This window comes from Sulfurimonas lithotrophica (assembly GCF_009258225.1).
GTDB lineage: Bacteria > Campylobacterota > Campylobacteria > Campylobacterales > Sulfurimonadaceae > Sulfurimonas > Sulfurimonas lithotrophica.
This window is the reverse complement of sequence record NZ_CP043617.1, coordinates 1,290,854-1,316,654: the sequence shown is the minus strand read 5'-3', so window position 1 is coordinate 1,316,654 and position 25,801 is coordinate 1,290,854. Positions and strand designations below refer to the sequence as shown.

Here is a 25,801-nt window from a genome sequence, read left to right as displayed (position 1 = left end):
AGATATGATTAAAATATAGTGTTTAATTTAAGATGGATGGATATATGGCATTTTTTGGTTCTAGTGACAAAGAAAAAAATACAACAAAAAAGATTCGAACTACAGTAGTTAAAACACCTAATGTAGCTAAGGAACTTGTATCATTAGCTGAGAGTAACGGTGTTAATGTAAATAGTTTGGATTTTAATATACTAGATATGCAAACCTTTACCAGAATGAATGAAGGTAAAAAAGAGGGTGATTGGGAAGAGATATCCAACGATGAACTTTACGAACTCGATGACACAAGCACTCTTATGAATAAAAATTTTCAAATTAAACAAGTTTACGAAGTCGAGATATTTACAAAAAATCCGGATGATGATAAGTTTAAAAATTTTAATGTAGCTATAGGGGCAAATCCAAGTAAATGTAAAGTTTATTTAAGTATCAAAGAAGGTTCAAAACTAGAATACTTTAAGGATTTTGAGCAAGAACTCACTATATTTATAAATAATAAGAAGGTTCGAGCCGGGATTTTAATAAATATTTTTGATGAGATGCTTCGTGGAACTATATCAAAACTCTCCTCAAAGGTAAAAGTTCAAGAAAGTTTAGTATATGAAAAAAACAGTACTATGTTGGTTGCAGAGTCTATTGAACCTGTACCTACCATAGATGACGAACTTATATTGCACTACGAAGAGAAAAAAGAAGTAAGTGAAGATGATAAGATAGACCATAAAAAACGCGGCTATATTAAAAATGTTTTTAAAGATGAAGTCCTAATTGAATACATAAAACCAAAAAAAGGTGTGGACGGTAGAAACTGTAAGGGGCAATTTATAGCAGCAGAAGAGCCACAAGAAACAAATATACCTGAGTTTAATATAGATGATAGCATCATAAAAAAAGATGAAAAAGACAATATTAAATACTTAGCAAAAGAAAACGGTTATATCAGCTTTGAAGATAATACGTATTTTATTAAGACCGATTTAGACGTAGATTCAATAAACTTTAAAACAACGGGTTCAATTCAAGCAGGGGTAGATTCTGAAGTAAATATGAGTGTTAAAGAGGTTGATTTTGACAAAGATGCCGTAGGTGCAGGTATGGAGGTTGAAGTTACCGAAATTGATATAGAAGGTAACATAGGTCCACATTCGAGTGTTTTTGCAAAAAAAGCTACTATAGGCGGACAGACCCATAAAACATCAAAAGTAAGAGCGGATGACTTAGAGATAAATATTCATAAGGGTGAAGCTTACGGGAAAAATATTCGTATATCAAGACTCGAACACGGAATAGTAGATGGAGATATCATTGACGTGGCACAAGCCGTAGGTGGCGATATACGCGGAAAAGAGGTGCATATAGAGATATGTGGTTCATATGTAAAAGCAACATCACATAAGTTGATTGAGATTCAAAGATTACAAGGTAAAGAGAATATTTTTACAATAGACACGTTGTTAAAAAAAGATAAAAGACAAGCCAACGAAAAAAATGAAAAAGAGATCTCTACTTTAGAAGTAGAGTTACGTGACATAGATAAAGAGATTGAAAAATATTCTCAAACAATAGAAAAAAATCAAAACTCGTTTAACGATTTAAAAAAGCGTTTAATCCATTATAAGAAAAACGGTATTAAAATGCCTGAATCATTTGTTGAAAAATACAAACAGTTTTTAAAGATTGAAAACCATCTTAAAAATATCAAAGAAGAACATCAAGCCAAACAAGATAAATTAAATTTATTAACAACAAAAACGGCTTCTTTTCAAGACAATATAATGGATGCCAGAATAATTAACCATGATAAATGGACGGGGTATAATAAACTTGTGTTTAAATTAGTTGACCCGCCTGTCGAAATTGTATATGAACCAAAAGAGGGTGAAGAAGGAAAAATCTTCGGTTTAGTAGAAAATGAAGACGGTGAGTACTTGGTTCAAGCATTTAAAGAGATGTAAATTAAAATAAAAAGTAGAATATGATAGTAGGATTAAGAGGAAGAATAGAGTATAAGGAACCAAGTTTCGTTCATATAGACGTAGAGGGCGTAGTGTACGAAGTTTTTATATCGCTACAGAGTTTTTCGGCACTCTCAGACGATAATATTAAACTTTTTACAAGTCATATAGTGCGTGAAGATGCACAACTTCTTTACGGTTTTGTCGAGCTGGGTGAAAAAAAACTTTTTGAGAGGCTTATAAAAATAAACGGTGTAGGACCAAAAGTAGCAATGGCTATATGTTCAACATATACACCTTCTCAGTTTGCTACTGTTATAAACAATAAAGATTTAAACGGTGTAAAAAAAGTCCCTGGAATCGGACCAAAAAGTGCAGGTAGAATACTTGTAGAATTAGCAGGTTTTGATGAAGAGTTGTTACAAAATTCATCAGAATCATCACAAAGTGCATCCATATCTCAAGCAACAGAAGCACTTGAAGCACTTGGATTTAAAAAAGATAAAATTTCAAAAGCATTAAGTTCATGTAGGAGTGATGATACTGCTTCACTTGTAAAAGAAGCACTAAAATTATTACAAACAATTTAGCCCTAATGTAAAAATGATATAATAAGCTTTTTAATATTTTTTGGAGAGTGTAAATGATAAAAGTATATGGCATACCGACTTGCGGTAGCGTTAGAAATGCAAGAAATTTTTTTAAAGACAACGATATAGAAGTAGAATTTATTGATTTTAAAAAAACTACCGTCGGATGTGATAAAGTGGATGAATGGTTAAGTCATATAGATATAGAAAAACTGTTTAATTCAAAGGGTACTAAATATAGAAATCTTAAGTTAAAAGAATTAAATTTGGATGCCGACGGAAAAAGAGAGTGGCTATGTAAAGAGAATATGCTTTTTAAAAGACCTGTAATAGAATATGATAATACCGCATTAGTAGGTTGGAACGAAGATATATATATAAATACTTTTATAAAATAAGGAAAATATTTGAAATTAACAATTTTATTCGGCGGTGCGAGTTTTGAGCACGAAATAAGTATAGTATCTGCTATCACTTTAAAAGAAAAGCTTAACGGATTTGATTTAAACTTTATTTTTTGCGATCAAGACCATACATTTTATAGTATAGATGCAAAAGATATGAAAGCAAAAACTTTCTCAAGTGCAAAACACAAAAAAATGCCTGTTCTTACTTTGATAAAAGGCGGTTTTTCTCAAAAGAAAATGTTTAGTTCCAAAGAACACAATTCTATAGTTTTAAACCTTATACACGGTGCAGACGGTGAAGATGGAACAATAGCCGCATTACTTGATTTTTATTCAATAAAATATATAGGTCCTCGCGTAAATGCGAGTGTTTTTTCATATGACAAAAGATACACAAAGTGGTTTTGCGAAGCAAGAGGTATAAAAAGCGTAAAATATGAGATGTTGAGTTCCGACGAGCAAAAAGACATATCTATACCTTATCCTATAATAATTAAACCTTCACGCTTAGGAAGTTCAATAGGCGTAAGTATAGTTAAGGATGAATCTCAGTTGGATTACGCACTAGATACTGCATATGAATTTGATAAAAACATTATAGTTGAGCCGTTTATAGAAAATGTCAAAGAGTATAATGTCGCAGGGTTTATGGCAAATGGGGAAATACATTATTCCATAGTTGAGGAGCCGCAAAAAAACGAGTTTTTAGATTTTGAAAAAAAATATATGGATTTTTCACGCTCAAGCCAAGTTTTAAAAGCCGATATATCGGATGAACTCGAAAGTAAGCTAAAAAAAAGTTTTTCAAAAATATATAAAAATATGTTTGAAGGTGCTTTGATTAGATGCGACTTTTTTGTAGTAAACAATGAAGTGCTTTTAAATGAGATAAACCCAATACCGGGAAGTATGGCAAACTATCTTTTTGAAGATTTTAAAGGCTCTTTAGAAAAACTTTCAAACTCTCTGCCACACTCAAAAAGAGCAAAAGTAAATTATGACTATATACACTCGATAAATAGTGCAAAAGGGAAATAATGGCAATAAAGTCAATTCAATATAAACAGCATACTATAGATGTTAGCTATGAGATTTTAAATCCAGAGGCAAAAGTAGATATGATTGTATTGCATGGCTGGGGAAGCAATAAATCCCTAATGAAAAAATCTTTTGGACAGTATATGGATGCATTCCGCCATATATATATAGATTTACCTGGATTTGGAGGCAGTACATGCAATCAAGTTTTAGAAACTAAAGATTATGCACGTATAGTAGAGTTGTTGATGATTCATTTAAATGCAGGGAAGGATATCATAGTTGGTCACTCATTTGGCGGAAAAGTAGCTACAGTCCTTGCCCCTTCGGTTTTAGTTTTACTCTCAAGTGCAGGAATAGTATGGTCAAAACCTTTAAAAGTAAAGGTAAAAATAGCTGCTTTTAAAATGCTGAAGATATTTGGTCTCTCAAAACTTCGTTCACATTTTGTAGCAGACGATGCCAAAGAGTTAAATGAGCCTATGTATGAAACATTTAAAAACGTAGTGAATGAAGATTTTTCGTATGAATTTGAAAATTTTAGAGGAAAAGCTTTAATATGTTGGGGAGATAAAGACACCGCAACACCTCCAAAGTCAGGGCATAAAATAGATGAGCTTATAAAAGATTCACAGTTTGAGCTTTATGAAGGGGAACATTATTTTTTTATGGATTATGCAGATGACATATCAAAGAAAATAGAACAAACATTTTTAAGTACACTGGAAAGTAAGTAGATGCAAGAGTATGAATTATTAGCTAAGTTTGTAACAAACGTCCTTTTGGTAACGGCCCTTGGTTGGTATTTAATAACCAATTTACAATGGTATAACTATAAATTATCACGTGTGATATTAAAGCATCACAAACCTCAGTGGCATATTTTTTATTTTATCATACCTTTTATAGCTTACTATACTACGGGGATGTTCTTTTTAATATTTTTCTATTTTGCAGTGCTTCCAAGTCTTTTTTTATGGCATAAAAAGTTAGATAAAAAGTTAGTTCTTACTTGGCGGGTAAAGCGTTTTTTAATACTTTTAATATTTTTAACTCTATTTCAAAATATTATTTGTACCATTAGGGAAGCTTGTGAGGTTTACGGAGTTTTACTACCTATATCTATTGCATATATCGGAAGTTATATAATTGAGAAATATCTCTTTTTAGAGTATAAAAAACAAGCCAAAGCAAAACTGGACTCTATAAAAAAATTACAAATCATTGCTATTACAGGCAGTTACGGTAAAACAAGTATGAAAAACTTTATGACGCAAATTTTGTCTAAAAAGTATAAAGTTTATTCAACTCCAAGAAGCATAAACACTCTTAGCGGAATTATGGGTGATATTAATAACTCTTTGCCTATGGATACAGAAATATACATATGTGAAGCAGGTGCAAGAGAGAGGGGTGATATTTATGAAATAACTACATTTTTAGAACCTCAAATAATTGTAGTCGGAAAAATCGGACTTGCCCATATAGAATACTTTAAAACTTTAGAAAATATAGTACGAACTAAACTAGAAATCATTCAATCTCCTAGACTCAAAAAGGCATTTATCTATAAAAACGTAACTAATGAGCCACACGATAAAGTCGAGTTTTTCGGTAATGATATTAAAAATGTATCTGCAACTTTAGAAGGTACTGATTTTGAATATAAAGATGAAAATTACCATACTGATGTTTTAGGTGCGTTTCAAACTATAAATATAGAAGCTGCCATAAAAATAGCCGATGAATTCGGTATGGATAAAAAAGAGATTAAAGAAGCTATAAGTTCTCTTAAGCCAATCAGCCATAGATTGGAGATGATAGAAGCTGGCGGAAAAATAATACTAGATGACGGATATAACGGAAATATAGACGGGATGCTTGAATCTATAAGACTTTGTTCACTTCATAAAGGGGGAAATAAAGTTATAGTAACTCCTGGGTTAATTGAGAGCAGTGAAGAGTTGAATTTACAGTTATGTAATGCTATAAATGAAGTTTTTGACATAGTAATAGTAACAGGGATGTTAAACGCTACTCTTTTTGATAAAAATATTCATGTTAAACAAAAGACGATTTTACACGATAAATCAAAACTAACAGATATTTTGGCTTCCCAAACAAAAAGTGGGGATATCATTCTTTTTGCAAACGATGCTCCGAGTTTTATATAGGTACTAGATGCACTATATAGATAAAATAACAAAATATTTAGGTTATTTTACGGCTTTGGTATTAGTTATTTTAGTTTTACTTGTTGTTTATGATGCAACTGTGCGTTATATGTTTTCCTCGGGTTCTATAGCATTGCAGGAGTTGGAGTGGCATCTTTTTGATGTTATAATCTTGTTTGGTATATCTTATACTTTAAAACACAGTTCCCATGTTAGAGTAGATGTCTTTTATGCCTCTTACTCACAAAAGATAAAAAATATTATAAATATTATCTCTTCGATTTTTTTTATCTTGCCTTTTTCGCTTTTAATAATTTATATCAGTATAGATTTTGTACTTTTATCATATGAACAAAATGAAGTGTCATCAAATCCCGGTGGTTTAGAATATAGGTTTTTAGTAAAATCTTTACTACCTATATCTTTTTTATTTTTAATTCTTCAAACACTTTCACATATAAAACTCGACTGGAAAAATAAAAAATGATTTCATTAGTCATGTTTTTGACAGTGTTGTTTTTTTTACTGCTTGGTATCCCCGTAGCATTTGTTTTTGGAACGGTAGCAATTATTTTTGCTTTATTTTCTCCAGAACTCGGGTTAGACGTGTTCTCAATTTTACCTTTTAGAATCTTTGGAATAATGTCAAATACTACGCTAATGGCAGTACCTCTTTTCATAGCAATGGGTCTAGTTTTGGAAAAATCAAAAATGGCAGAAAACCTTTTACTATCAATGAGTGCACTTTTTAAAAATGTAAGGGGCGGTTTGGCTGTAAGTGTGGTTGTTGTCGGGGCTATGCTCGCGGCATCTACGGGTATAGCATCTGCGAGTGTCGTTATGATGAGTGTGATTGCACTTCCTCTAATGTTAAAAGCGGGATATGATAAATCGCTTGTATCAGGAACCATTGCATCATCCGGCACACTTGGTTTAATTATACCTCCGTCTATAATCTTGATTATATTAGGTGACGTAATAAGCGTGAGTGTAGGTGAGTTGTTTCTGGGTGCGATATTACCGGGTTTGGTTTTAGTCGGTCTATATATACTATATATTTTAATATATTCATATTTAAAACCTGAAGTTGCACCGGCTTATAATAATGTTCAAAATGTAAGTTTAAAAGAAATTATATTCTCTATAGTCCCACCATTGTTGCTTATGGCTGCAGTTTTAGGCAGTATATTTGTGGGTATAGCATCTCCTACCGAATCTGCAGCATTTGGAGTATTGGGGTCAGTGTTACTTGCAAAACTAAACAAATCGCTTGATTTTGAGATGCTAAAGTATGCATCTTTAGAAACCGTCAAACTAAGCGGTATGATATTTATGATATTAATCGGTGCTACGGCTTTTTCACTTGTCTTTAACGAACTTGGCGGGACAGATATGGTCTTAGAGTTTTTTACGCAAGACATAGCAGATGTATGGGCTTTTATAGCTATTGCAATGTTTAGTATCTTTATACTTGGATTTTTTATAGATTTTATTGAAATATCTTTTATAATCGTGCCTATTTTAGTACCTGTAATGGAAGCTTTTGGAATAGATCCGATATGGTTTGCAGTTTTAATAGCTTTAAATCTTCAAACATCGTTTTTAACTCCCCCTTTTGGACTCTCACTCTTTTTCTTAAAAGGTGCAGCGGGCGATACTATTAAAACTATGCAGATATACAAAGGTATAATCCCGTTTATACTTTTACAACTTCTTGCGTTAGGTTTGGTTATAATATTTCCGGATTTAGTATTTGCTTTCATTTAATTTGTACGTTATAAAGAAGTAATTCTTTATAACTACTCTAAGACTGCTTGGGTCACTAAAGCTTTGCCGTAAACGGCAAGAAAATACAATTTTATAATGTTTTAAAATGGAGAAGCTAGATGGAAAATATTTTATATGCACCTTGGCGTGAGGAGTATATTACAAACGATAAAATAGAGGGTTGCGTCTTTTGTCATATAAGTAAACATGCCCAAGATGATGAAAAATTGCACGTATTATACAGAGATGAGTTTTGTTTTATAGTTATGAATCGTTATCCTTATACTCCAGGACATTTTATGATTATTCCACACTTTCATACCGATAAACTCGAAGAGTTAGACAGTGAATGTTGGCTTCATATGAGTGCTTTGGCTCAAAAATGTGTAAAGCTTTTAAAAGAGGGCTTTGGTGCACAAGGTGTAAATATAGGTATGAATTTAGGACGTGCAGGTGGAGCAGGCATAGCAGAGCATATTCATATGCATCTGGTTCCTAGGTGGGAGAGAGATACAAATTTTATCACTTCAATAGGTCAAAATAGGGTATATTCGACGGATTTTGAAAAAATATACCAAAAAATTAAAGAACTGATATATAAATATTTATAATTAAATAATAATTATGCTAAAAATGGTTATAGTACATTTTGTCATAAAAATGCTAAAGGGGATTTATTAATGTTTTCAAATATGTCTATCGGTAAAAAAATACATATTCCGCTTATCTTATCTATAATTATAGGGTTTGTAATTGTAATAGGAAATTATTTTTTTTCCATAAAAGAGATGAAAGAAGATGTATATAGCAATCAGAGTAAATCGTTAAAACTGGTTTACCAAAAATATATGGATTCTAAAAGAAATATTGGATTGACAAATGCAATAAATATCTCTAAAAACTACAATGTTATTCGTTCTTTAAAAGAAAATAACAGACAAATAGCAATAGATGGAATAAGCTCTATTTCCGGAGAATTTAAAGAATTTACAAACTACAAAAATATAAAAATACATATTCACGATACTAATGTTCATAGTTTTTTACGGGCTTGGAAACCTGAAAAGTTTGGTGACGATTTAAGTAGTTTTAGAAAAACCGTAGTCCAAGTTAAACAAACAAAAAAACCTATTGTCGATATAGAACTTGGTCGTGCAGGTTTAGTTTTACGCGGATTGTCTCCTGTTATTAACGAAGGGGAATATTTAGGTTCGGTTGAATTTATGCAAGGTTTAAATTCTATTGTAAAAGCTGCCAGAAAAAATTATGATTATGAGATGGCAATACTTATGAAAAACGAGTTTTTATCTACGGCAACTGCACTTAAAAATGCACCAAAAACAGGTGAATATACCTTAGCAATAAAAGAGAGTGTAGTTAATAAAGATTTTTTTAACGATTTAAAAAATATAGATATCTCAAATACAAAAAAATACCAATTAAGCGATGAATATTTTGTAATATCCCAAGAGATAAAAGATTTTTCAAATAAAGTAGTGGGTTTCGCACTTATAGGTAAAAAAATATCCGATGTAGAACATATTGTCTCAAAAAGTGAAGACTCTTTACTTAGACAAGTATATATTATGTTGGCTGTAGATGTGTTCATCTTAGTGTTTTTAGTACTTGTTATTCAAAGAGGCGTATCTTCTCCTTTACGAGAATTTGAATCTATAGCGACTGAGTTGTCTCAAGGGGAAGCTGATTTATCTAAAAGATTGCCTGTAAAATCAAATGATGAAATAGGTCATGCAAGTAATAGTTTTAATATCTTTTTAGATAAAGTCGAGTCTATTGCAAAAAGTGCGGAAGATGAAGCAAAAAGTGCAGAAGATGCTAAAAAAGAGGTTGAGCACAGTTTAGAGAGAAACCGCCTAAATTTAGCACTATCAGATAGTATGATAAAAGGTTCGGTAGATAATGCAAATAACCTTAAAGCTACTATGGAGAACAATGTTAAGAGTATTAACGAAGTAAATAACTTAAATGCATCTACGTCTAAAGTTATTGAAAATGTTACAAAATCTACAAACGAAATAATTGAGACTATCTCAAATATTACCAACATGACCAATGAATCTCGTGAATCCTCAGATCATTTAAATACAAACGTAGAAGAGATTTTTAATGTAATATCTCTAATAAAAGATATTTCAGACCAAACAAACCTTCTTGCTTTAAATGCAGCGATAGAAGCAGCCCGTGCAGGTGAACACGGACGTGGATTTGCCGTAGTTGCAGATGAAGTAAGAAAACTTGCAGAGAGCACTCAAAAAGCTACGAGTGAAGTTGAAGCCAATATTAGTATTTTAAAACAAAACTCTATAACCATGAGTGAAAATACTGAGAAAATAGACAGATATACACATGAATCTCAAGCTAAACTTGATGACTTTAAAGTAACTCTAAACGATATGGTGTTAAATGCCGAAAAAATCAAAGAAGACAACTCGATAATAGGTCATGAACTTTTCTCAAATATGGCAAAACTTGATCATATGATTTATAAAAACTTAGCCTATTCAGCCGCATTTGAAGGAAAATCAGATGATTCGCTGGGTAGTCATAGTGAGTGTAGATTTGGAAACTGGTATGTAAATGAAGGTAAAAAAGAGTTTGCAATGTCACCTTCATACTCTAAACTTGAAAAACCTCATAAAAAAGTGCATGACAGTGTGTTAAAAGTTATGAGTATTTTAAAACAAGCAAATGAGTCCGATGCAAATGAGATTATAAAACTGTTTAAAGAAGCCGAAGAAGCTTCAAAAGAGTTGTTTAGTTGCTTGGATGATATGGTTAAAGAATAACCGTATCGTTTTATTTTTCTTTCTTTCGTGTCAGTACAAATAAAAAGAGTGCTGCCACACCCAAAAGTACCGCAGTACGTATCGTAAGTGTCAATAAATCTGTTTCAGGCAAAATGAAAATCCTTTTGTAGTATTTGCAATTATAACAAATAAATTTATATGTAAGTATTATATAGTTAAACTTGTTTATTAGTAATTATGAAAGGGTGTTAAATGAGATTTTTTGGTCTTTTTCTTTTTCTTGTGACAATATTTTTTTTTAACGGATGCTTTAACTCAAATGACAAAACTCAAAAATTTTACGGAAACGTTGATGTAAGAACCGTGTCTTTAGCCTTTAGAGTTTCAGGAAAACTAACAAGTATTGATTTTGACGAGGGAGAAAAGGTAAAAAAAGGTCAAGTTATCGCAAAGCTTGATGATGCCCCGTATATAGAGCATCTAAACCAAATAGAAGCTCAGATATCAATGCAAAAGGCGAAAATAGCAAAACTTGAAAAAGGTTTTAGAAAAGAAGAGATAAAAAAAGCCGAAGCAAAACTGCTCCAAAGTCAGGTAGAGAGAGATAGACTTAAAAAAGAGTTTATAAGAACTAAAAATCTATACGTAAAGAAGGCTTTAAGCGAAGAAAGGTACGACAATGCCAAAGCAGCATACGATAATAGTAAAGCAGCATATTTATTTGCTAAGAGTTCATTAGAAGAACTTCAAAACGGATATGAAAAAGAGGATATCTTAAGTGCAAAAGCCAACTTAGAAGCACTACAAGCACAAAGAAATTTACATAAAATAAACCTAGAAGATACAATACTAATCTCACCGACAAACGGCACAATCATAACAAGGGTATATGAGGTCGGCTCCATAGTAAGCCCGAGCCAGTATGTAGTAGAGATAGCAAAAGATAATGAATACTGGGTGAGAAGCTATGTAAGTGAAGGTTATCTTACAGATATAAAAGTAGGACAAATTGCCGAAGTTTACACTGATGGCGGACAAATTTATAAAGGTAAAGTGAGCTTTATATCCCCAATAGCAGAATTTACACCAAAAACTGTACAAACAGAAGAGTTAAGAACCGATCTTGTTTATAGATTTAGAATAGTATTGGATAGTTTTGATGATGCTATAAAACAGGGGATGCCGGTTACCGTGACATTTCCAAATATAGATTTTAACAAATAAAGATGTCCATAGTTCAAGTTAAAAATTTAAATAAATTTTTTAAAAATCAATCTGCATTAAAATCTGCGACATTTAAAATAAAAGAAAATAAAATAACAGGTCTTATAGGACCTGATGGTGCAGGAAAAACCACTTTAATAAGAATTCTTACAGGACTTTTGGATTTTGAAGCGGATGAGATTAACGTACTCGGGTTTGACTTAAAAACTTCAAAGAAAAACATACAAGAGATGATCGGTTATATGCCTCAAAAATTTGGACTATATGAAGATTTGAGTGTTAAAGAAAATATGAACCTTTATGCAAACCTTCAATCGATTCCAAAAGAGAATATAAAAAGTAGAGTAAATGAACTTTTAGAGTTTACTAACTTAGAAAATTTTCAAGATTTTTTAGCATCTGAACTCTCAGGCGGTATGAAACAAAAGCTCGGGCTTGCCTGCTCACTCATTAAAAAACCTAAGCTTTTGCTTTTGGATGAACCGGGAGTAGGGGTTGATCCTATATCGAGAAAAGAGCTTTGGTCTATGGTTGAAAATCTGACTAACGAAGGTGTAAGTGTAGTTTGGAGCACTGCATATCTTGATGAAGCGGAGCTTTGCGATGAAGTTATCCTTTTAAATGAAGGTGAGATACTATTTAAAGGTGCTCCCGAAGTTTTAAAAGAGACTATGCGAGAAAAAACCTATATGTTAAAGGGTGATATCAAAGATAAGAGAGAGACTCTACGTTTGGCGTTATCATATCCGTTTATAAAAGACGGAGTAATACTTGGTGAGAATATTAAGCTTATTACCGATGAGACAAAAAAAATACCTCCATTTGATAAGATAGATGCCAAGAATGCATCTATAGATATGGTTGAACCTACATTTGAAGACGGTTTTATGAATATACTAGGGGTAGATTCTAATGGAGTTTCACCTTTAGAAGAGTTTATAAAGCCTGTAGAGATGGATAGTGAGTATGTTATAGAGGTAGATAAACTAAGTAAGCACTTCGGTAGTTTTAAAGCAGCTGAAAATATCAGTTTTTCTATAAAAAGAGGAGAGATATTTGGTCTGCTTGGACCAAACGGTGCAGGGAAATCCACCATATTTAAAATGCTTTGCGGTTTAATCAAACCAACAAGCGGTACAGCAAATATATTGGGCTATAGTTTTGATAAATCATCGCTTGAAGCTCGTGCAAAGATAGGCTATATGTCCCAAAAGTTTTCACTTTACGGGGATATATCTGTTTTGGAAAATTTAAAATTTTTTGCAGGAGTATATGAGTTAAGAGGTGAAGATAAAAAAAATACTATTAATAGGATGCTTGAAATATTTGGACTTGAGAGGTTTAAAAGTATGGCTTCTAAAGAGCTTCCTTTAGGTTATAAACAACGTTTGTCATTAGCTTGTGCGATTATGCACAATCCTAGTATATTGTTCTTGGATGAGCCGACAAGCGGGGTTGACCCGCTAACCAGACGTGAGTTTTGGAATCACATATATACGATGGTGCAAAAGGGTGTAACTGTAATGGTAACTACACACTTTATGGAAGAAGCCGAATATTGCGATAATATAGCCCTGATATATAAAGCAAATGCCATAGCAATAGATACACCTCATAATCTTACACACAAAATATCAGATGATGCAACGATGCAAGAAGCGTTTATTGAGCTGATAAAAAGAAGTGAAAATGAAGCTAAATAGATTCAATGCGCTTTTTATAAAAGAAACACTTCAAATAGTACGTGATCCTAGCTCTATACTTATAGCGGTTGTACTGCCTTTGATACTTCTGTTTTTAATGGGTTATGCGATAAGTCTTGACTCTAAAAACATACCTGTCGGCTTAGTTATAGAAAAACAGTCCAAATACTCATCTTCATTATTAAACTCTTTTTACAACTCTAAAAGTTTTAACGTAGATGTAAATAATGACAGACGCTACTTTGAAAAAAAGATACAAGAGGGAAAGATACGTGCAATAATCATTATACCTGCAACCTTTGCCAAAGATATAGCAAAAGGGCAACCGAGTATTCAGATTTTGGCAGACGGAACTGAGCCAAATATAGCGGGGTATGTTCAAAAATATACAAACGGACTGTGGCAGAACTGGCTTATGCAAGAGGGATTAGACAAAAACTCCAAATCAGTTAATATAGACATGGAAACTAGGTACTGGTTTAATGCACCTCTTCTTAGTAAGTACTTTTTACTACCCGGGTCTATTGCTATAATACTGACTTTGATTGGTACGCTTTTAACGGCACTAGTAGTTTCTCGTGAGTGGGAGAGAAACACTATGGAGGCTATAATGTCCACACCTATTACGATTACGGAGCTAGTGCTTGGAAAGATTATGCCTTATTTTATACTGGGACTTATGTCTGCTCTTCTTTGTGTAGTTATAGCGATAGGCTGGTTTGACATACCGTTTCGAGGTTCATATATATTGCTCTTTATAACATCTTCTATATATCTGTTTCCTGCACTTAGTTTGGGACTTTTAATATCTACAATAGCTAAAAATCAATTTGTAGCGGCACAGGCTGCGCTTATAGTAGGATTTTTACCTGCATTTTTGCTCTCGGGTTTTATATTTCAAATAAGCTCTATGCCGCAGTGGCTACAACTTATAACATATGTACTTCCTGCAAGATACTTTGTGGAGATTCTTCAAACCCTGTTCTTAACAGGAAACGTATATGAGATTATAATCTCAAACGTTATCGCCATGATAATTGTCGGAACCGTATTTTTCACGGTTATACTTAAAGTTACCAGAAAAAGGCTTGACTGATGAGTGTCTTTTTTAGTCAGCTTCTAGCACTTATGAAAAAAGAGTTCCTAGCTATATGGAGCGATAAAAAATCCAGAGTTATTATAATAGTGCCGCCTATATTACAGCTTTTTGTATTTTCTTTTGCCGTAACACTTGAAGTGAAAAATATAAGCATCGGTGTCATAGATAGAGATAACAGTGTAAAAAGCAGGGAGTTGGTACGCTCACTCTCATATAGCAACAGTTTTACAAACGTATATAGGATAGAGAGTCAAAAAGATATTCAAAAAGCCATAGATACCCAAAAAGTTATAGCTGTGGTGTATATACCAAACGAATTTGCTAAAAATATTCAGAGTAAGAGAAAAACTACTCTGCAAATCATAGCTGATGGTAGAAAGTCTAACACCGCACAAATAACACAAAGCTATATGCAAAATGCTATTAACAGAACATTTAACGACATAAAAGTAGAACAAAATGTCATAGTAAACAGAAACTTATATAATCCAAACCTTGATAACTTTTGGTGGATACTTCCAAACCTTATAGGTACTATATCTATGTTAGTAGCACTGCTTCTTACGGCACTCTCTGTTGCAAGGGAGAGGGAACTTGGAACTTTTGAGCAGATACTGGTAACACCACTCTCTTCAAGTGCACTGATGATAGGAAAGACGATACCTCCGCTTTTGATAAGCATAGTAGATGCAAGCATTATCTTTACACTCAGTGTATTTTTATTTGGTGTACCTTTTGTAGGCTCGTTGTTTATATTTGCAATAGGGATAGTTTCATTTTTATTCTCTATCGTAGGACTTGGACTTTTTATATCTTCCATAGTATCGACTCAACAGCAGGGAATACTCGGTGCATTTGTACTTTTAGTGCCGTATATACTGATGTCGGGCTTTGCAACACCTGTTGAAAATATGCCAGAGTGGCTTGTACCCTTTACGGACATAGTTTCACTCAAATACTTTTTGGTTCTTCTAAAAGGGGTGTATCTAAAGGATATAGGGTTTGATATAGCACTTGAACTTATAGTTCCGATGCTTGTTTTAGGATTTATATCTTTAGGTGCTGCTACTTGGATGTTTAGCAAAAAAGTTGCTTGATTTAAAAAAAGGTGGATGGGGTAGAGGGACTCTACTTTAACTCCCTAGTTAACGCATTTTGAGCTTGGTGTCAGCTATAGTGTCAGTAAACGGATCTAAGTTCCTATTCACTTTCAGATGTTCTTCTGGGAAGAACTTTGTATATGTTGATATGGTTTCCTCTATTGTTTTATGTCCAACCATTTGTGAAACATCAAGTATTGATACTTGACCACTTCTAATCATGTTTGTTACAAAACTATGTCTTGTATTATAGAATCTTCTATGTTCGAGTTTACATTTGTCTAATAGTTCATACCAATACTTAGAAAGTTTTTTACTGTCGTAAAAACTATCTTTTGTATATGGATTGAAAAATAGTGTAAAGCACATCTCTTTCTTACATAGATCAAGTTGATTTTTCAAAAAAGGAACAAGCGGTTGAAATATAGGAATTTTTCTAACACTTGATTCTGTCTTAGGTGTGTCAACTTCACCGTGAGCAATTCTTTTATCAATATTGATAGTCATGGTCTCAAAATCAATATCTCCAATGTTCAAAGCAATCATTTCACCTTGTCTAACCCCAGTATAAAATGCAAATGCAACCATATTTTTAAACCATCCATCAGCACCATTTATTAGTGCTTGAACTTCATCAGGCATAAAAGGCTTCATTTGGAGTGGTTTATGTTTTGGTAGTTTGATATTATCAGCTGGGTTTGCCGAAATATATTCATATTCAATGGCAATATCAAGTATAGCTTTTAGAACATTAAGTATCATTCTTGTACGTTTTGGCGTCAGATCAAGAAGAAGTGTATCAGCAAACTTTTTTATCTCACCTCTACTCATTTCTTTCACATCTTTATTTCCAAATATTGGTAATAACTTATTGTCTACCATGCCCCTCAAATGTCTATATGTTTTTAACTTTTCTTTAGACATTTTATATTTAGTCGCAAGTTCTGAAAAAGGATAAGCTTGTTTTTGCTTTTTTTCAAATTCGCCAGAGATAATTTTATACTGTAGCTTTGGAACTACTTCCTTTTGAACTAATGTTCTGTTCTTTGGAGTATCTTCAAGTTTTGTGCTGCGTTGATATCTTTTGCCATTTACATCAAATTGGACATAAAGTTTACCATTTCTGTTAAAGAACGAAATCATTTTAGCCCCTTTTTGGGAGCCAGTTGATTTTATAGGTTTCATATTATACTCTTTTTATATAACACATATATTACTAAGTATCTCATCAGCTATATTAGATTCTTCATTAGGATTTTCAATCCACTCAATCATTGCAGAAACATTCCACCTACAGTTTTTAAAACCATTTGGATAATAGTAGTGAACACCTTCTTTAAATATAGTTCCCTGATGTTCTCTAAGCCACCTTTCATTTATGTCAACCATTCTAGAAATTTTTGAAGTAGAAAGGTATTTAGATTCTATATTCATAAAATTCTCCTAATTCTTGTTGAAGAGAATAATGTCGAGATTTTTTGTAAAAAAGTTTCATAACGTCATATTATTTACTGTAAGTTTTTTGCAAAAAATAAATCTATACTTCACACATGATTATTAAATTAATCAAAAAAATTATTACCACATTCAAATTTAGTGGTCAAAAAGGATACAAAATGCTTAAAATTGTAAAAAAAATTAAAAATACAGAGACGACTCAACAGGCTCTTGAATATGTGTCAGAAATTAGAGAAGTCAAGTTAGCAAAATTGATTATGGATTTAAAGAATGAATATAACCTATATGAAAAACTTGAGAGAATAGGATATAAGATAGCAATACGTAAAGCTAAAACATCAGAAGAATTAGAACTGTGTGCAGTAACAATAGAAGAAAACTATTATGGTGAGTATGATGCAGATTTATGGGCTGAAGAGATTAGAATTAAAGCTTATGGTGCATTATGCTACATAAACAATTACTTTAGATCTGCACAATATGAGGCATTTGTAGATTTTACTAAAACAGTAAAAATACAAGACCCATTTGAGCCTATTAGTAAAGAGTTTTTAAAACTAACACAAAATTATGCTCCAATACATTTAGTGGAGTCTATAAAATGAATAATATAAAAGATGATGCACATAGTGATAGTGAAATTATAGATTATAAAGGGTATTTAAATAAAATATGCCAAAACGGAAGTCAATATCAGCTAGATATAGGGAATTTTGAATTAAATTACAAAAGTATGGGCTATAAATATAGGTTAAGTGGTTTTTTTGCTTATTTGGATATTGAAAATAAAATAACACCAGAGTACATGAATCATTTTGTGACATTTATGAATGAACAAAATAGATATAGTTCAATACATCCGGCAACATATGCAAGTTACAATTTAATTTTAAATTTTTATCTTGTAAAAAATAGATATAACTATGAAACAGTAAAGAATAAAGGGGTCAATGCGTATAAAGAAAATAATTTTAAAAAGTATGAAGATAGGGAGATATTAAACCAGGTATACGATAAAGGTGGTGCAGTATGGCTTAATAGTAAGGGAAATATCTGTATTAGATTTTCAATTGATTCTGAGCATAAAGAATATAACATAAAGCAGGCAGGTATAGTTCTTTCTAACTTTTTAGATATGGATATAGAGTTTTCAAAAGAAAATCGTATTAACAAAAGTGTAAATAGTGATAAGGTTAATATATGCACCAAAGACTTGCTATTGATACAAGAAGAAGTTTTTAATGTTGAGCAACATCAAGAATTTATTGAAGTTAATGGGCTATGGTATAAAAATAGGTTTAAACCTTCAAAATTATTGCAATTAAATAAGCAACCGCAAAATGTACCGGTACATATTTTTTATCTTATCTCTCATCTTGTCAATTATGATGTTGAACGCTGTTTCGCATTCATTAATTGGCTTGCTGCATTTTTTCAAACATTGAAAAAGTCACAAATCGCAATTTTATTTAAAGGAGATCAGGGAGCAGGTAAAGGGACTCTTTTCAAGCTTATTGAAGAACTTTTTGGCAAGGTTTACTGTAAGCAAATAAATGGAGATAGCTTACGTTCAAATTATCTTGGTGCATTTATAGAAAACACTCTGTTTTTAAACTTTGATGAAATATCATACAAAACTATAGGAAAAACAAGTTTTAATAGTCTTTTAAAAGCAATCATTACTAATGATGAAGTTACAGCTGAGAAGAAAAATATCAATATGGATAATGCAACAAAAATATATGCTCAAACGATACTTTTTTCAAATGTAGATCATCCGATAAACATTGAAGAAAGTGATAGGAGGTTTACGGTCTTTACAACGGGAGGAAATATAAAAGAAACTGACTTCTTCGGGCATGGAAGCTTTGATAAGTTTGAACAAGCAATGATGAATGAGATAGAAGATTTTGCCATGTATTTAAAGTTATATAATATTGATGTAAATCAAGCAAATATGCCATTTGAAACACAAGAAAAATATCTTATGGTTAATAGGACAGAAAATAACCTTAAAGACTTTGTAAATGCAATATTAAATAAAAATATGTTTTATTTTCAACGTCTGAAAAATATTGATATTGGGTTATTGAATACCTTTATTAATCATCTTATTCAGGAGAGAGTGTATCAAAAATATCTAATTATAGTTTATACTGCTTTATATCCTCAAGACAAGTATATAGAGTCTGCTAGAACATTGATAAAGCAAGTAGAAAAAATAGCTCCTGACGTTTTTGGTGATCACAACTTATATAAGAGTAATGGCGACAAGTATTATAAGTTGTATTATGAAGTAGATGTTAATAATAGTCGTCCTATGTTCTCAGATACTCCATTTTTACCAAATAAAAATAGCCGGCCCCTGTTTTAGACCCTGTTTTAGGGTCTGAGACATTATAAAATACCAGCATGATGATCCACTTTATAAATCTATAACTCTGTATATTAACAAATATTTTAAACAACCTAAATAGCTATACTTTTTATATTTGTATACCGAGTTATCTTATAAATTAAATATAGGATTAAAGTATTATATTTAATTATATATATTAACAGTAGTGATATTATTGCTATTATCTTATAAGCATAGAATCTATCACATGATAAAGCATATATAACAACTCTTAGCTTAGCAGTAGTAATAAAAATATTTGTATACATACCTTTTATATGAAATAAAAATATGAGGTGTGAAATGACAAATAGTAAAGTAGTAAAGAATAGAGAAGATAGCAATAGATTATATGTGGATGCATTACAAGAGAAACACTCAAAGTTAAACGTTGTTAGAGTGGACCTATATTATAAAAAAGATGAAGATGGAAATGCAAATATATCTTTTGAGGATGCTAACAGTGATTTTAATCGTATGCTGAACAACAGAAGGAGCAAACCAAGTGTGTTCAATGATCAAGTTGGTTACATATGTACCAAAGAATATACAACAGACAGAGGTATGCACTTTCATGCAGCGTTCTTTTATGATGGGCAAAAAGTTCTAAATGATATCCATAAAGCTAGCCAGATATGCGAATACTGGAATAAAGAGATAACAAAAAACAAAGGTAGTTCTAATAACTGCAATCTTAATGCAAAAAAACAATATGGTGAGAAAAACGGTATAGGGATGTTAGACCATAGAGATAAAGAAAAACGCAAGAACCTTGATTCTGCTATAGGCTATATGTGTAAAGACGAACAACATATAGAGGTAGTAACAAAAAACAAAAAAAACAGATCTGTAGTAAGAGGTACTATGCCAAAGATTAAAAGCAAGTCTGGTAGACCTAGAAGTTGATTTTATAATTATTAATGCCATTTATGGCATAATACTATAAAGGAAATATTATGAAACGTATTGAACTTATAGAACAGATTATTGCTAGAAAAGAGCAAATCGGTATCACTGTTGAAAATTTGGCAAAGCTAAGTGGTGTTGGTGTGAGAACTGTTAATAGGCTTTTAAAAAATGAAGATGTTAAGTTAAGTACAATAGAGCATATAACAAATTTTTTAGGGTTAGATTTCGCAGGAAATGAACAAATGTCTATTAAAGAGTTAAAGAGACAAAGAGCACATCAAAAAGCACTTTATTTAGCTTCTATAGTACAGGGCACATCAGCCTTAGAGATGCAGGGTTTAGAAGATGAAAATTTAAATGCAATTATCACTTCGTATGAAAAAGAGTTCTTAAGTGGAAACTATAAAGATACTCTATGGGTAGCATAGATGATTCACTCTACAAAGCCAATAGATGATGCCACACCTCTTGATGATATATCAGGACTAAAGCTACCTCGTGATAAAGTTTATACCTTAAAAGAGATATATGTACACGAAGCTAAAAATATTGCTATTGCAACACTTAAATATCTTTCAGCTTCACCATCTAAAAAAATAGCACCATTTAGTTATGAGTGGCTGTTACAACTTCATGAAGAGATGTTTGGCAACGTATGGGAGTGGGCAGGAAAGTTTAGACAGATTGAACTCTCTATAGGTATTAAAGCTTATCAGGTTCCAATGGCAATGAAAGAGTTGAGTGATGATATAGAATTTTGGGATAAACATAAAACATTTGATATTTACGAAACAGCAGCACGGATACATCATAAAGCAGTGCAAATACATCCATTTCAAAATGGTAATGGCAGATGGTCAAGAATGTTAGCCAATATCTACCTAAGACAAAACGGTTCTATGCCTGTAAAATGGCAAGAAGATCTACTCGCTAAAGAAAACCCTAAAAGAGATGAATATATTCAAGCACTAAAAAAAGCTGATTGTGGAGACTACCTCAGTTTGATAGAGATGCATAAAATTACATATTAAGAGAGTATAGATGATTAAATTTGATAAAAAAGCTATGCAAAAGTTCAATGAAATTCCAGATGATCTAAAATCTCAAATTTTATCAAATGTATATTGTTCAAACTGCCAAGCTACAGTAAAAATCATTGATTTTACTGCTACTCTTGAGAGTGGGGATTTGATTCTCAATGGTAAGTGTGAGAAGTGTGGTGGTAAAGTGGTTAGATTACTAGAAATGAGTCTTACAGAACATATATATAGTCCAAATTAAACTGTTTATAGCTTTAAATGGGAAAAAACAAATCAACCTAAAGCTACTGAATGTAGCCTTAGGTACTTTTTATTACTTCACAGCATAAACTTTATATCATCCAGAGCATTACCACTACAGTAGCCATCATCGATAATATTATTATCAAGTTCCATCATACTGTTTCTTTTTTTATCGTACTTAATCTTGTAGACTGGAACGACAAGTCTCGTTCTACATTTAGCCCTAGAGATCCATGTAGTGATTCGACTTCTTCGAGGTTGAAATATCCAAGTTCTGATTCCAAGCCTACTACAAAACCATAGCATGTGTTTAAATCACTCCTTGACAGCTCTATAATATACCAAGTCCAGCTACTATCAGGTGTAAACAGTTTAACTCTTAGAATTGGGTCTAAAACACCTTCAGTTTCATACAGATCAGGTATATCGCTTAACAGTGTAGATGGGATTAACTTACTCATCTTATGCCGCCTGCTGTTGGATTGGCTTCCACCACGTCTTAGAGTTGGAGTCAAATTTGAACCCAAAAGACTTAATAGAGTCACGTTTGTTGTATTGATCATCGCCTATTATTACGAGGTTTTGACCTTGTTCAACAACTGATAATCCAAGATTGTAGAGTGATGAATAGTCCTGCGGTGCATTGTTTACAGTCTGTTGGCTATGAGTCTGTTGATACGGCTGTTGCTGTATCTGTGCAGGTTGTTGATAGTTTTGAGATTGCTTATGAAACGGTGTTTTAGAATATAAGTCGTTACCAAATTGAGCCCCCATAGATCTTAAACAACGTTTTAAGCTGTCCGAAACAGCGGACTTACTTGCATTATCAACAGCATCTCCTATTGTTTTTGCTGTTCCTATCCCAACACCTGTATCTTCACGCTCTATAAAGTTACGTTGATTGTCGTATATACGAACCTTTACAATAGCACTGTATGTAATGATGTGATTGCTATTTTGATTAACTTCACGAGCTACCTCTTCGAGTCTTGTTATAGTGTAATCCCACATATAGTTAAATATGTTGTTTGCTACATTTATAACATCATAAGTCTCTAAGTACTTAAAGCTCATACCTGCTTTGTCTATAGTCTTTACACGACTATCATCTAGGTTATACGATAGTGCTTTTATCTGGTTTTCTGAAAACATAGTTTATTCCTTATGCAGCTTCTTGTGAATCTACTAAGTTCAGTAGTTCACTAGCTTGATGGTTTTTCTGATTGCGTTTAGAATTAATCTTGATTTTGGATGGAATTAACACCTTTTCTACCTCTATTTGAGTGTGTCTATCTATCTCGTCCATGGACTCTAGTGTTTTCATCGCTTCTTTAACTGCATCCTCGTCAACAACCGCTTTAAAGTAACCTAGTTTGATCAGGGCATCTGGATCAAGAATAGATAGAGATTCTTTTATCTTGGTTTTTTGAGGTGTGATAGTAATAGACGATATAGCAGTTCCATCTAAACGGTCTATCCCATACTCTTCAAGTACCGATGCTATAGCTTCAAGTGCGATAGCTTTTGCATTAGTAAGGTTTTTCTTTAGTGTCTGCATCTCTTTAATGTCTTCACTAAGATAATCTATCTTGTTTTGGATCTCTTGGATAGATAATCCAAGGTAATCAGCCTTAGCATAGTAAGGCTTGTTAGATTCAAGAACTTCTCTAACGTAGTTTTTGAACCACTCTTGTTGAGCATCAGGTTTGATGTTCTGTATCTCTTTTTGTAAGCGATAATCAACTGTTTTCATCTTTGCTCCTTTAAGCTGCTAATGCCATCTCTGGCTCTTTTATAGAACTGATACGCTCGGCGATATCCCATAGACCTTGATTGATCTCTTTGTCTTTGCCAATAGAGGTGATCTCACGAGAAGTAAATCTCCGACCTGTTTCTTTGTTAACACCCGATACATTTCCAGACAGTAGGTTCTCTTGAATTATATTAAGCGTTGTGTAGAGATCATCTTTATTGTCTTCATCTCTGTGAGGTACTAGTAAGTCTTTATAATCAACCTCTAAATGCTCTGGAAACCTAAGAGCAATACTAGATTTAGCAAATGCTTCTCTCTCACCAGTTGATAGCTTTAAAGCTTCAAACTTGTTGATCTTATATTCAAGTTGTGGTTTAAAAGAAGTGATCTTATCTATTGCCGTGTGTATGTCGTTAGCTCTATCTCCAATGTGCTTGATTTTATAAGATTCAAATACACTGTCCGCTATAACTAAGCCATTTGAGCATACAAAGCGGTAGATACCTGCCGATATGCTAAAAGCCGTACTCCTATCGTGGCTATTAAACAATAATAACTCTACTGCATTCTCTTTTGGATTGAGTAAGTCTTCGAAATGGCGGAAACGTACAACGTGACGTTGATAACCGTCCTTGTCCTCATCTTTTACAGATGATTGTTGCACTGACACAGGATGCCAGTTGTGTGACTTGATTTCGTTGATAACATCTATAGAAGAAACGAAGTGATATTTATCACTAGTCTCAAAGTGTGGTTGCTCTGTAAAGAGTACTGGTGCTTGTTCTTTTAACTGTTCGTCTGTTAGTGGTCTTACTGACATTGTTTTTCCTTTATATATTTTAAATTGTGTATTGAAAGTCTTATGACTAAAACTAAGATTCATCAGAATCCAAAACCTCTTTTAAAGCTGCGCTCACAGCTATAATTATTGTAAGTACTTGTATAGGAGTCATTTTTGTTCCTATGTCTTACTTAGAAAAATGATATTTTCATCATTATCATCCATTTCTACATGTTGCTTGTCTCTATCAAAAAGAGAATCTATGAAACTGTGAGGCCATTTGAAGAAGTTATATCTTCTAGTGTCTACAAACATTATTGCTCCTTGATCTGAAAATTAAAAGTACATGTGTACTTTCCTTATTTAGAATATGTGATTAAAAAAATTTCCATTTAAATAAATTTGAGTAGATATAATTTTTTTTAGTTACAATTATCCACTTATTTAACATTTAGAGAGAGATATGTCCGTTTCCCACGATAAATATGCAACAAGATTAGCTCTTATTATTAGAAAACTACATAATCAAGAAAGACCAAGCGATGATGAGCTTGCAGAAGAGTTTAATATTAGCCCAAGAACAATTAGAAGAGATATGAATGAAAGACTGTCCTTCTTACCTATAAAAAAAGAGAATGGTCGCTATATGCTAGAGGGATATGCTCTTGGAAACCTAAGCTTCGATGATTTAAAGAATTTTGCTGCTATAAGCGGAATAAAATCTTTATACCCTACATTAAGCAATGAGTTTATAAGTGACCTTTTAAATATGAAAATAAACCATACATACCAAATCAATGCTTTTGGCTTTGAAAAAATAAACGACAGAACAAAAGAGTTTCAGAAACTAAATGTTGCCATACTGCACAATCAAACTTTAACTTTTAAATATAATGGAAAACCAAGAAGCGTAAAGCCGTATAAGCTCATAAATAATAATGGTATATGGTATTTGGCTGGAGATGAAGACGCTAAGATAAAGATGTATACACTGCAAAAAGTACAAGACCTTTGTATTTTAGATAAAACATTTAAAGTGGACAAAAAAACTTTAGAAAAGATTGATAAAAACGAAGCCAATTGGTTTTCAGAAGAGACAATAGAGGTTATACTTGAAATTGACAAACCTCTGATAGAGTACTATCTTCGCAGAGATATACTGCCTAATCAGACGATCCTAAAGCAAAGTGAAGAAAAACTTACACTTATGACTAAAGTAACATATGAAAATGAGATACTTAATATAGTTAAACATGCTTTGCCTCACGTTAAAATCAGTTCTCCTACATACCTGCAAGAAAAATTAGAAGATATTCTACAAACTTATCTAAAGCGGTCATAACCTGACCAAACCAATCACTATACTTCTTTGTATAAACATAAAAGGAGTTGTA

Annotated in this window: 28 protein-coding genes; 21 read left to right on the top strand and 7 right to left on the bottom strand. The window is 32.4% G+C overall.

From position 1 onward, the window contains the following. Positions 1-44: 44 nt before the first annotated feature. The 14 genes from FJR48_RS06610 (at position 45) to FJR48_RS06545 (ending at position 15,822) form a co-directional block, all read left to right on the top strand. Positions 45-1,955, top strand: coding sequence for a flagellar assembly protein A (locus tag FJR48_RS06610; RefSeq protein ID WP_152307358.1), 1,911 nt, complete (start codon positions 45-47; stop codon positions 1,953-1,955). A gap of 20 nt (positions 1,956-1,975) precedes the next feature. Next, positions 1,976-2,545, top strand: a complete 570-nt coding sequence (ruvA, locus tag FJR48_RS06605) for a Holliday junction branch migration protein RuvA (RefSeq protein WP_152307357.1) — start codon at positions 1,976-1,978, stop codon at positions 2,543-2,545. 53 nt (positions 2,546-2,598) lie between these two features. Further along, on the top strand, positions 2,599-2,943 hold the full coding sequence (locus tag FJR48_RS06600; protein ID WP_152307356.1) for an arsenate reductase family protein: 345 nt from the start codon (positions 2,599-2,601) through the stop codon (positions 2,941-2,943). A gap of 9 nt (positions 2,944-2,952) precedes the next feature. Beyond that, a complete protein-coding gene (locus FJR48_RS06595) occupies positions 2,953-3,990 on the top strand; it encodes a D-alanine--D-alanine ligase (protein WP_152307355.1) in 1,038 nt (345 codons plus the stop codon). Next, entirely contained in the window at positions 3,990-4,727 is a 738-nt protein-coding gene (locus FJR48_RS06590) for an EstV family lipase (protein WP_152307354.1), read from the top strand. The genes FJR48_RS06595 and FJR48_RS06590 overlap by 1 nt, the downstream gene beginning before the upstream one ends. Continuing rightward, positions 4,728-6,164 carry a Mur ligase family protein gene (locus FJR48_RS06585; protein WP_152307353.1) on the top strand — a complete coding sequence of 479 codons (1,437 nt, stop codon included), beginning with the start codon at positions 4,728-4,730 and terminating at the stop codon, positions 6,162-6,164. A 7-nt stretch (positions 6,165-6,171) separates the two neighbouring features. Continuing rightward, positions 6,172-6,651 (top strand): TRAP transporter small permease subunit, encoded by a 480-nt coding sequence (locus FJR48_RS06580; protein ID WP_152307352.1) that lies wholly within the window; start codon positions 6,172-6,174, stop codon positions 6,649-6,651. Then, positions 6,648-7,931 (top strand): TRAP transporter large permease, encoded by a 1,284-nt coding sequence (locus FJR48_RS06575; RefSeq protein WP_152307351.1) that lies wholly within the window; start codon positions 6,648-6,650, stop codon positions 7,929-7,931. The genes FJR48_RS06580 and FJR48_RS06575 overlap by 4 nt, the downstream gene beginning before the upstream one ends. A 119-nt stretch (positions 7,932-8,050) precedes the next feature. Next, the gene (locus tag FJR48_RS06570) at positions 8,051-8,542 is read left to right on the top strand and encodes an HIT family protein (protein ID WP_152307350.1); all 492 of its coding nucleotides are present in this window, start codon (positions 8,051-8,053) and stop codon (positions 8,540-8,542) included. 69 nt (positions 8,543-8,611) lie between these two features. After that, positions 8,612-10,738 carry a methyl-accepting chemotaxis protein gene (locus tag FJR48_RS06565; protein WP_152307349.1) on the top strand — a complete coding sequence of 709 codons (2,127 nt, stop codon included), beginning with the start codon at positions 8,612-8,614 and terminating at the stop codon, positions 10,736-10,738. Positions 10,739-10,951: 213 nt separating this feature from the next. Beyond that, complete coding sequence (locus FJR48_RS06560; protein WP_152307348.1) at positions 10,952-11,923, top strand: HlyD family secretion protein; 972 nt, start codon at positions 10,952-10,954, stop codon at positions 11,921-11,923. Between the two features lie 2 nt (positions 11,924-11,925). Continuing rightward, on the top strand, positions 11,926-13,626 hold the full coding sequence (locus FJR48_RS06555; RefSeq protein WP_152307347.1) for an ATP-binding cassette domain-containing protein: 1,701 nt from the start codon (positions 11,926-11,928) through the stop codon (positions 13,624-13,626). After that, positions 13,613-14,722, top strand: coding sequence for an ABC transporter permease (locus FJR48_RS06550; RefSeq protein ID WP_152307346.1), 1,110 nt, complete (start codon positions 13,613-13,615; stop codon positions 14,720-14,722). The genes FJR48_RS06555 and FJR48_RS06550 overlap by 14 nt, the downstream gene beginning before the upstream one ends. Continuing rightward, positions 14,722-15,822 carry an ABC transporter permease gene (locus FJR48_RS06545; RefSeq protein ID WP_152307345.1) on the top strand — a complete coding sequence of 367 codons (1,101 nt, stop codon included), beginning with the start codon at positions 14,722-14,724 and terminating at the stop codon, positions 15,820-15,822. Before FJR48_RS06550 ends, FJR48_RS06545 begins: the two co-directional genes overlap by 1 nt. A 48-nt stretch (positions 15,823-15,870) precedes the next feature. On the opposite strand, the gene FJR48_RS06540 is transcribed toward FJR48_RS06545, so the two are convergent. Next, a complete protein-coding gene (locus FJR48_RS06540; protein ID WP_152307344.1) occupies positions 15,871-17,010 on the bottom strand; it encodes a site-specific integrase in 1,140 nt (379 codons plus the stop codon). 12 nt (positions 17,011-17,022) lie between these two features. Continuing rightward, positions 17,023-17,259, bottom strand: a complete 237-nt coding sequence (locus FJR48_RS06535) for a hypothetical protein (protein WP_152307343.1) — start codon at positions 17,257-17,259, stop codon at positions 17,023-17,025. 182 nt (positions 17,260-17,441) lie between these two features. On the opposite strand from FJR48_RS06535, the gene FJR48_RS06530 reads away from it, so the two are divergent. The 6 genes from FJR48_RS06530 (at position 17,442) to FJR48_RS06505 (ending at position 21,871) form a co-directional block, all read left to right on the top strand. Continuing rightward, on the top strand, positions 17,442-17,888 hold the full coding sequence (locus FJR48_RS06530; protein ID WP_152307342.1) for a hypothetical protein: 447 nt from the start codon (positions 17,442-17,444) through the stop codon (positions 17,886-17,888). Continuing rightward, positions 17,885-19,657: a primase-helicase family protein gene (locus FJR48_RS06525; protein ID WP_152307341.1), complete on the top strand. Its 1,773-nt coding sequence runs from the start codon at positions 17,885-17,887 to the stop codon at positions 19,655-19,657. The genes FJR48_RS06530 and FJR48_RS06525 overlap by 4 nt, the downstream gene beginning before the upstream one ends. Positions 19,658-19,984: 327 nt before the next feature. Continuing rightward, positions 19,985-20,587, top strand: a complete 603-nt coding sequence (locus FJR48_RS06520; RefSeq protein WP_152307340.1) for a YagK/YfjJ domain-containing protein — start codon at positions 19,985-19,987, stop codon at positions 20,585-20,587. A gap of 50 nt (positions 20,588-20,637) precedes the next feature. Then, positions 20,638-21,018, top strand: a complete 381-nt coding sequence (locus FJR48_RS06515; RefSeq protein WP_152307339.1) for a helix-turn-helix domain-containing protein — start codon at positions 20,638-20,640, stop codon at positions 21,016-21,018. Then, complete coding sequence (locus tag FJR48_RS06510; protein WP_152307338.1) at positions 21,019-21,621, top strand: mobile mystery protein B; 603 nt, start codon at positions 21,019-21,021, stop codon at positions 21,619-21,621. Between the two features lie 10 nt (positions 21,622-21,631). Then, a complete protein-coding gene (locus FJR48_RS06505) occupies positions 21,632-21,871 on the top strand; it encodes a hypothetical protein (protein WP_152307337.1) in 240 nt (79 codons plus the stop codon). Positions 21,872-22,025: 154 nt separating this feature from the next. Here the strand turns inward: FJR48_RS06505 and FJR48_RS06500 are convergent, their stop codons facing one another. From FJR48_RS06500 to FJR48_RS12465, 5 genes are all read right to left on the bottom strand, one after another. Beyond that, positions 22,026-22,334 (bottom strand): DUF2958 domain-containing protein, encoded by a 309-nt coding sequence (locus FJR48_RS06500; RefSeq protein WP_152307336.1) that lies wholly within the window; start codon positions 22,332-22,334, stop codon positions 22,026-22,028. A 1-nt stretch (position 22,335) separates the two neighbouring features. Further along, positions 22,336-23,025 carry a Rad52/Rad22 family DNA repair protein gene (locus FJR48_RS06495; RefSeq protein ID WP_152307335.1) on the bottom strand — a complete coding sequence of 230 codons (690 nt, stop codon included), beginning with the start codon at positions 23,023-23,025 and terminating at the stop codon, positions 22,336-22,338. Between the two features lie 10 nt (positions 23,026-23,035). Then, positions 23,036-23,626 (bottom strand): siphovirus Gp157 family protein, encoded by a 591-nt coding sequence (locus FJR48_RS06490; RefSeq protein WP_152307334.1) that lies wholly within the window; start codon positions 23,624-23,626, stop codon positions 23,036-23,038. A 10-nt stretch (positions 23,627-23,636) separates the two neighbouring features. Then, entirely contained in the window at positions 23,637-24,446 is an 810-nt protein-coding gene (locus FJR48_RS06485) for a DUF932 domain-containing protein (protein ID WP_188108555.1), read from the bottom strand. 141 nt (positions 24,447-24,587) lie between these two features. Further along, positions 24,588-24,722: a hypothetical protein gene (locus FJR48_RS12465; RefSeq protein WP_277872372.1), complete on the bottom strand. Its 135-nt coding sequence runs from the start codon at positions 24,720-24,722 to the stop codon at positions 24,588-24,590. A gap of 148 nt (positions 24,723-24,870) precedes the next feature. Between FJR48_RS12465 and FJR48_RS06480 the strand changes: the two genes are divergently transcribed. Next, the gene (locus FJR48_RS06480) at positions 24,871-25,749 is read left to right on the top strand and encodes a helix-turn-helix transcriptional regulator (protein WP_152307332.1); all 879 of its coding nucleotides are present in this window, start codon (positions 24,871-24,873) and stop codon (positions 25,747-25,749) included. Positions 25,750-25,801 lie beyond the last annotated feature (52 nt).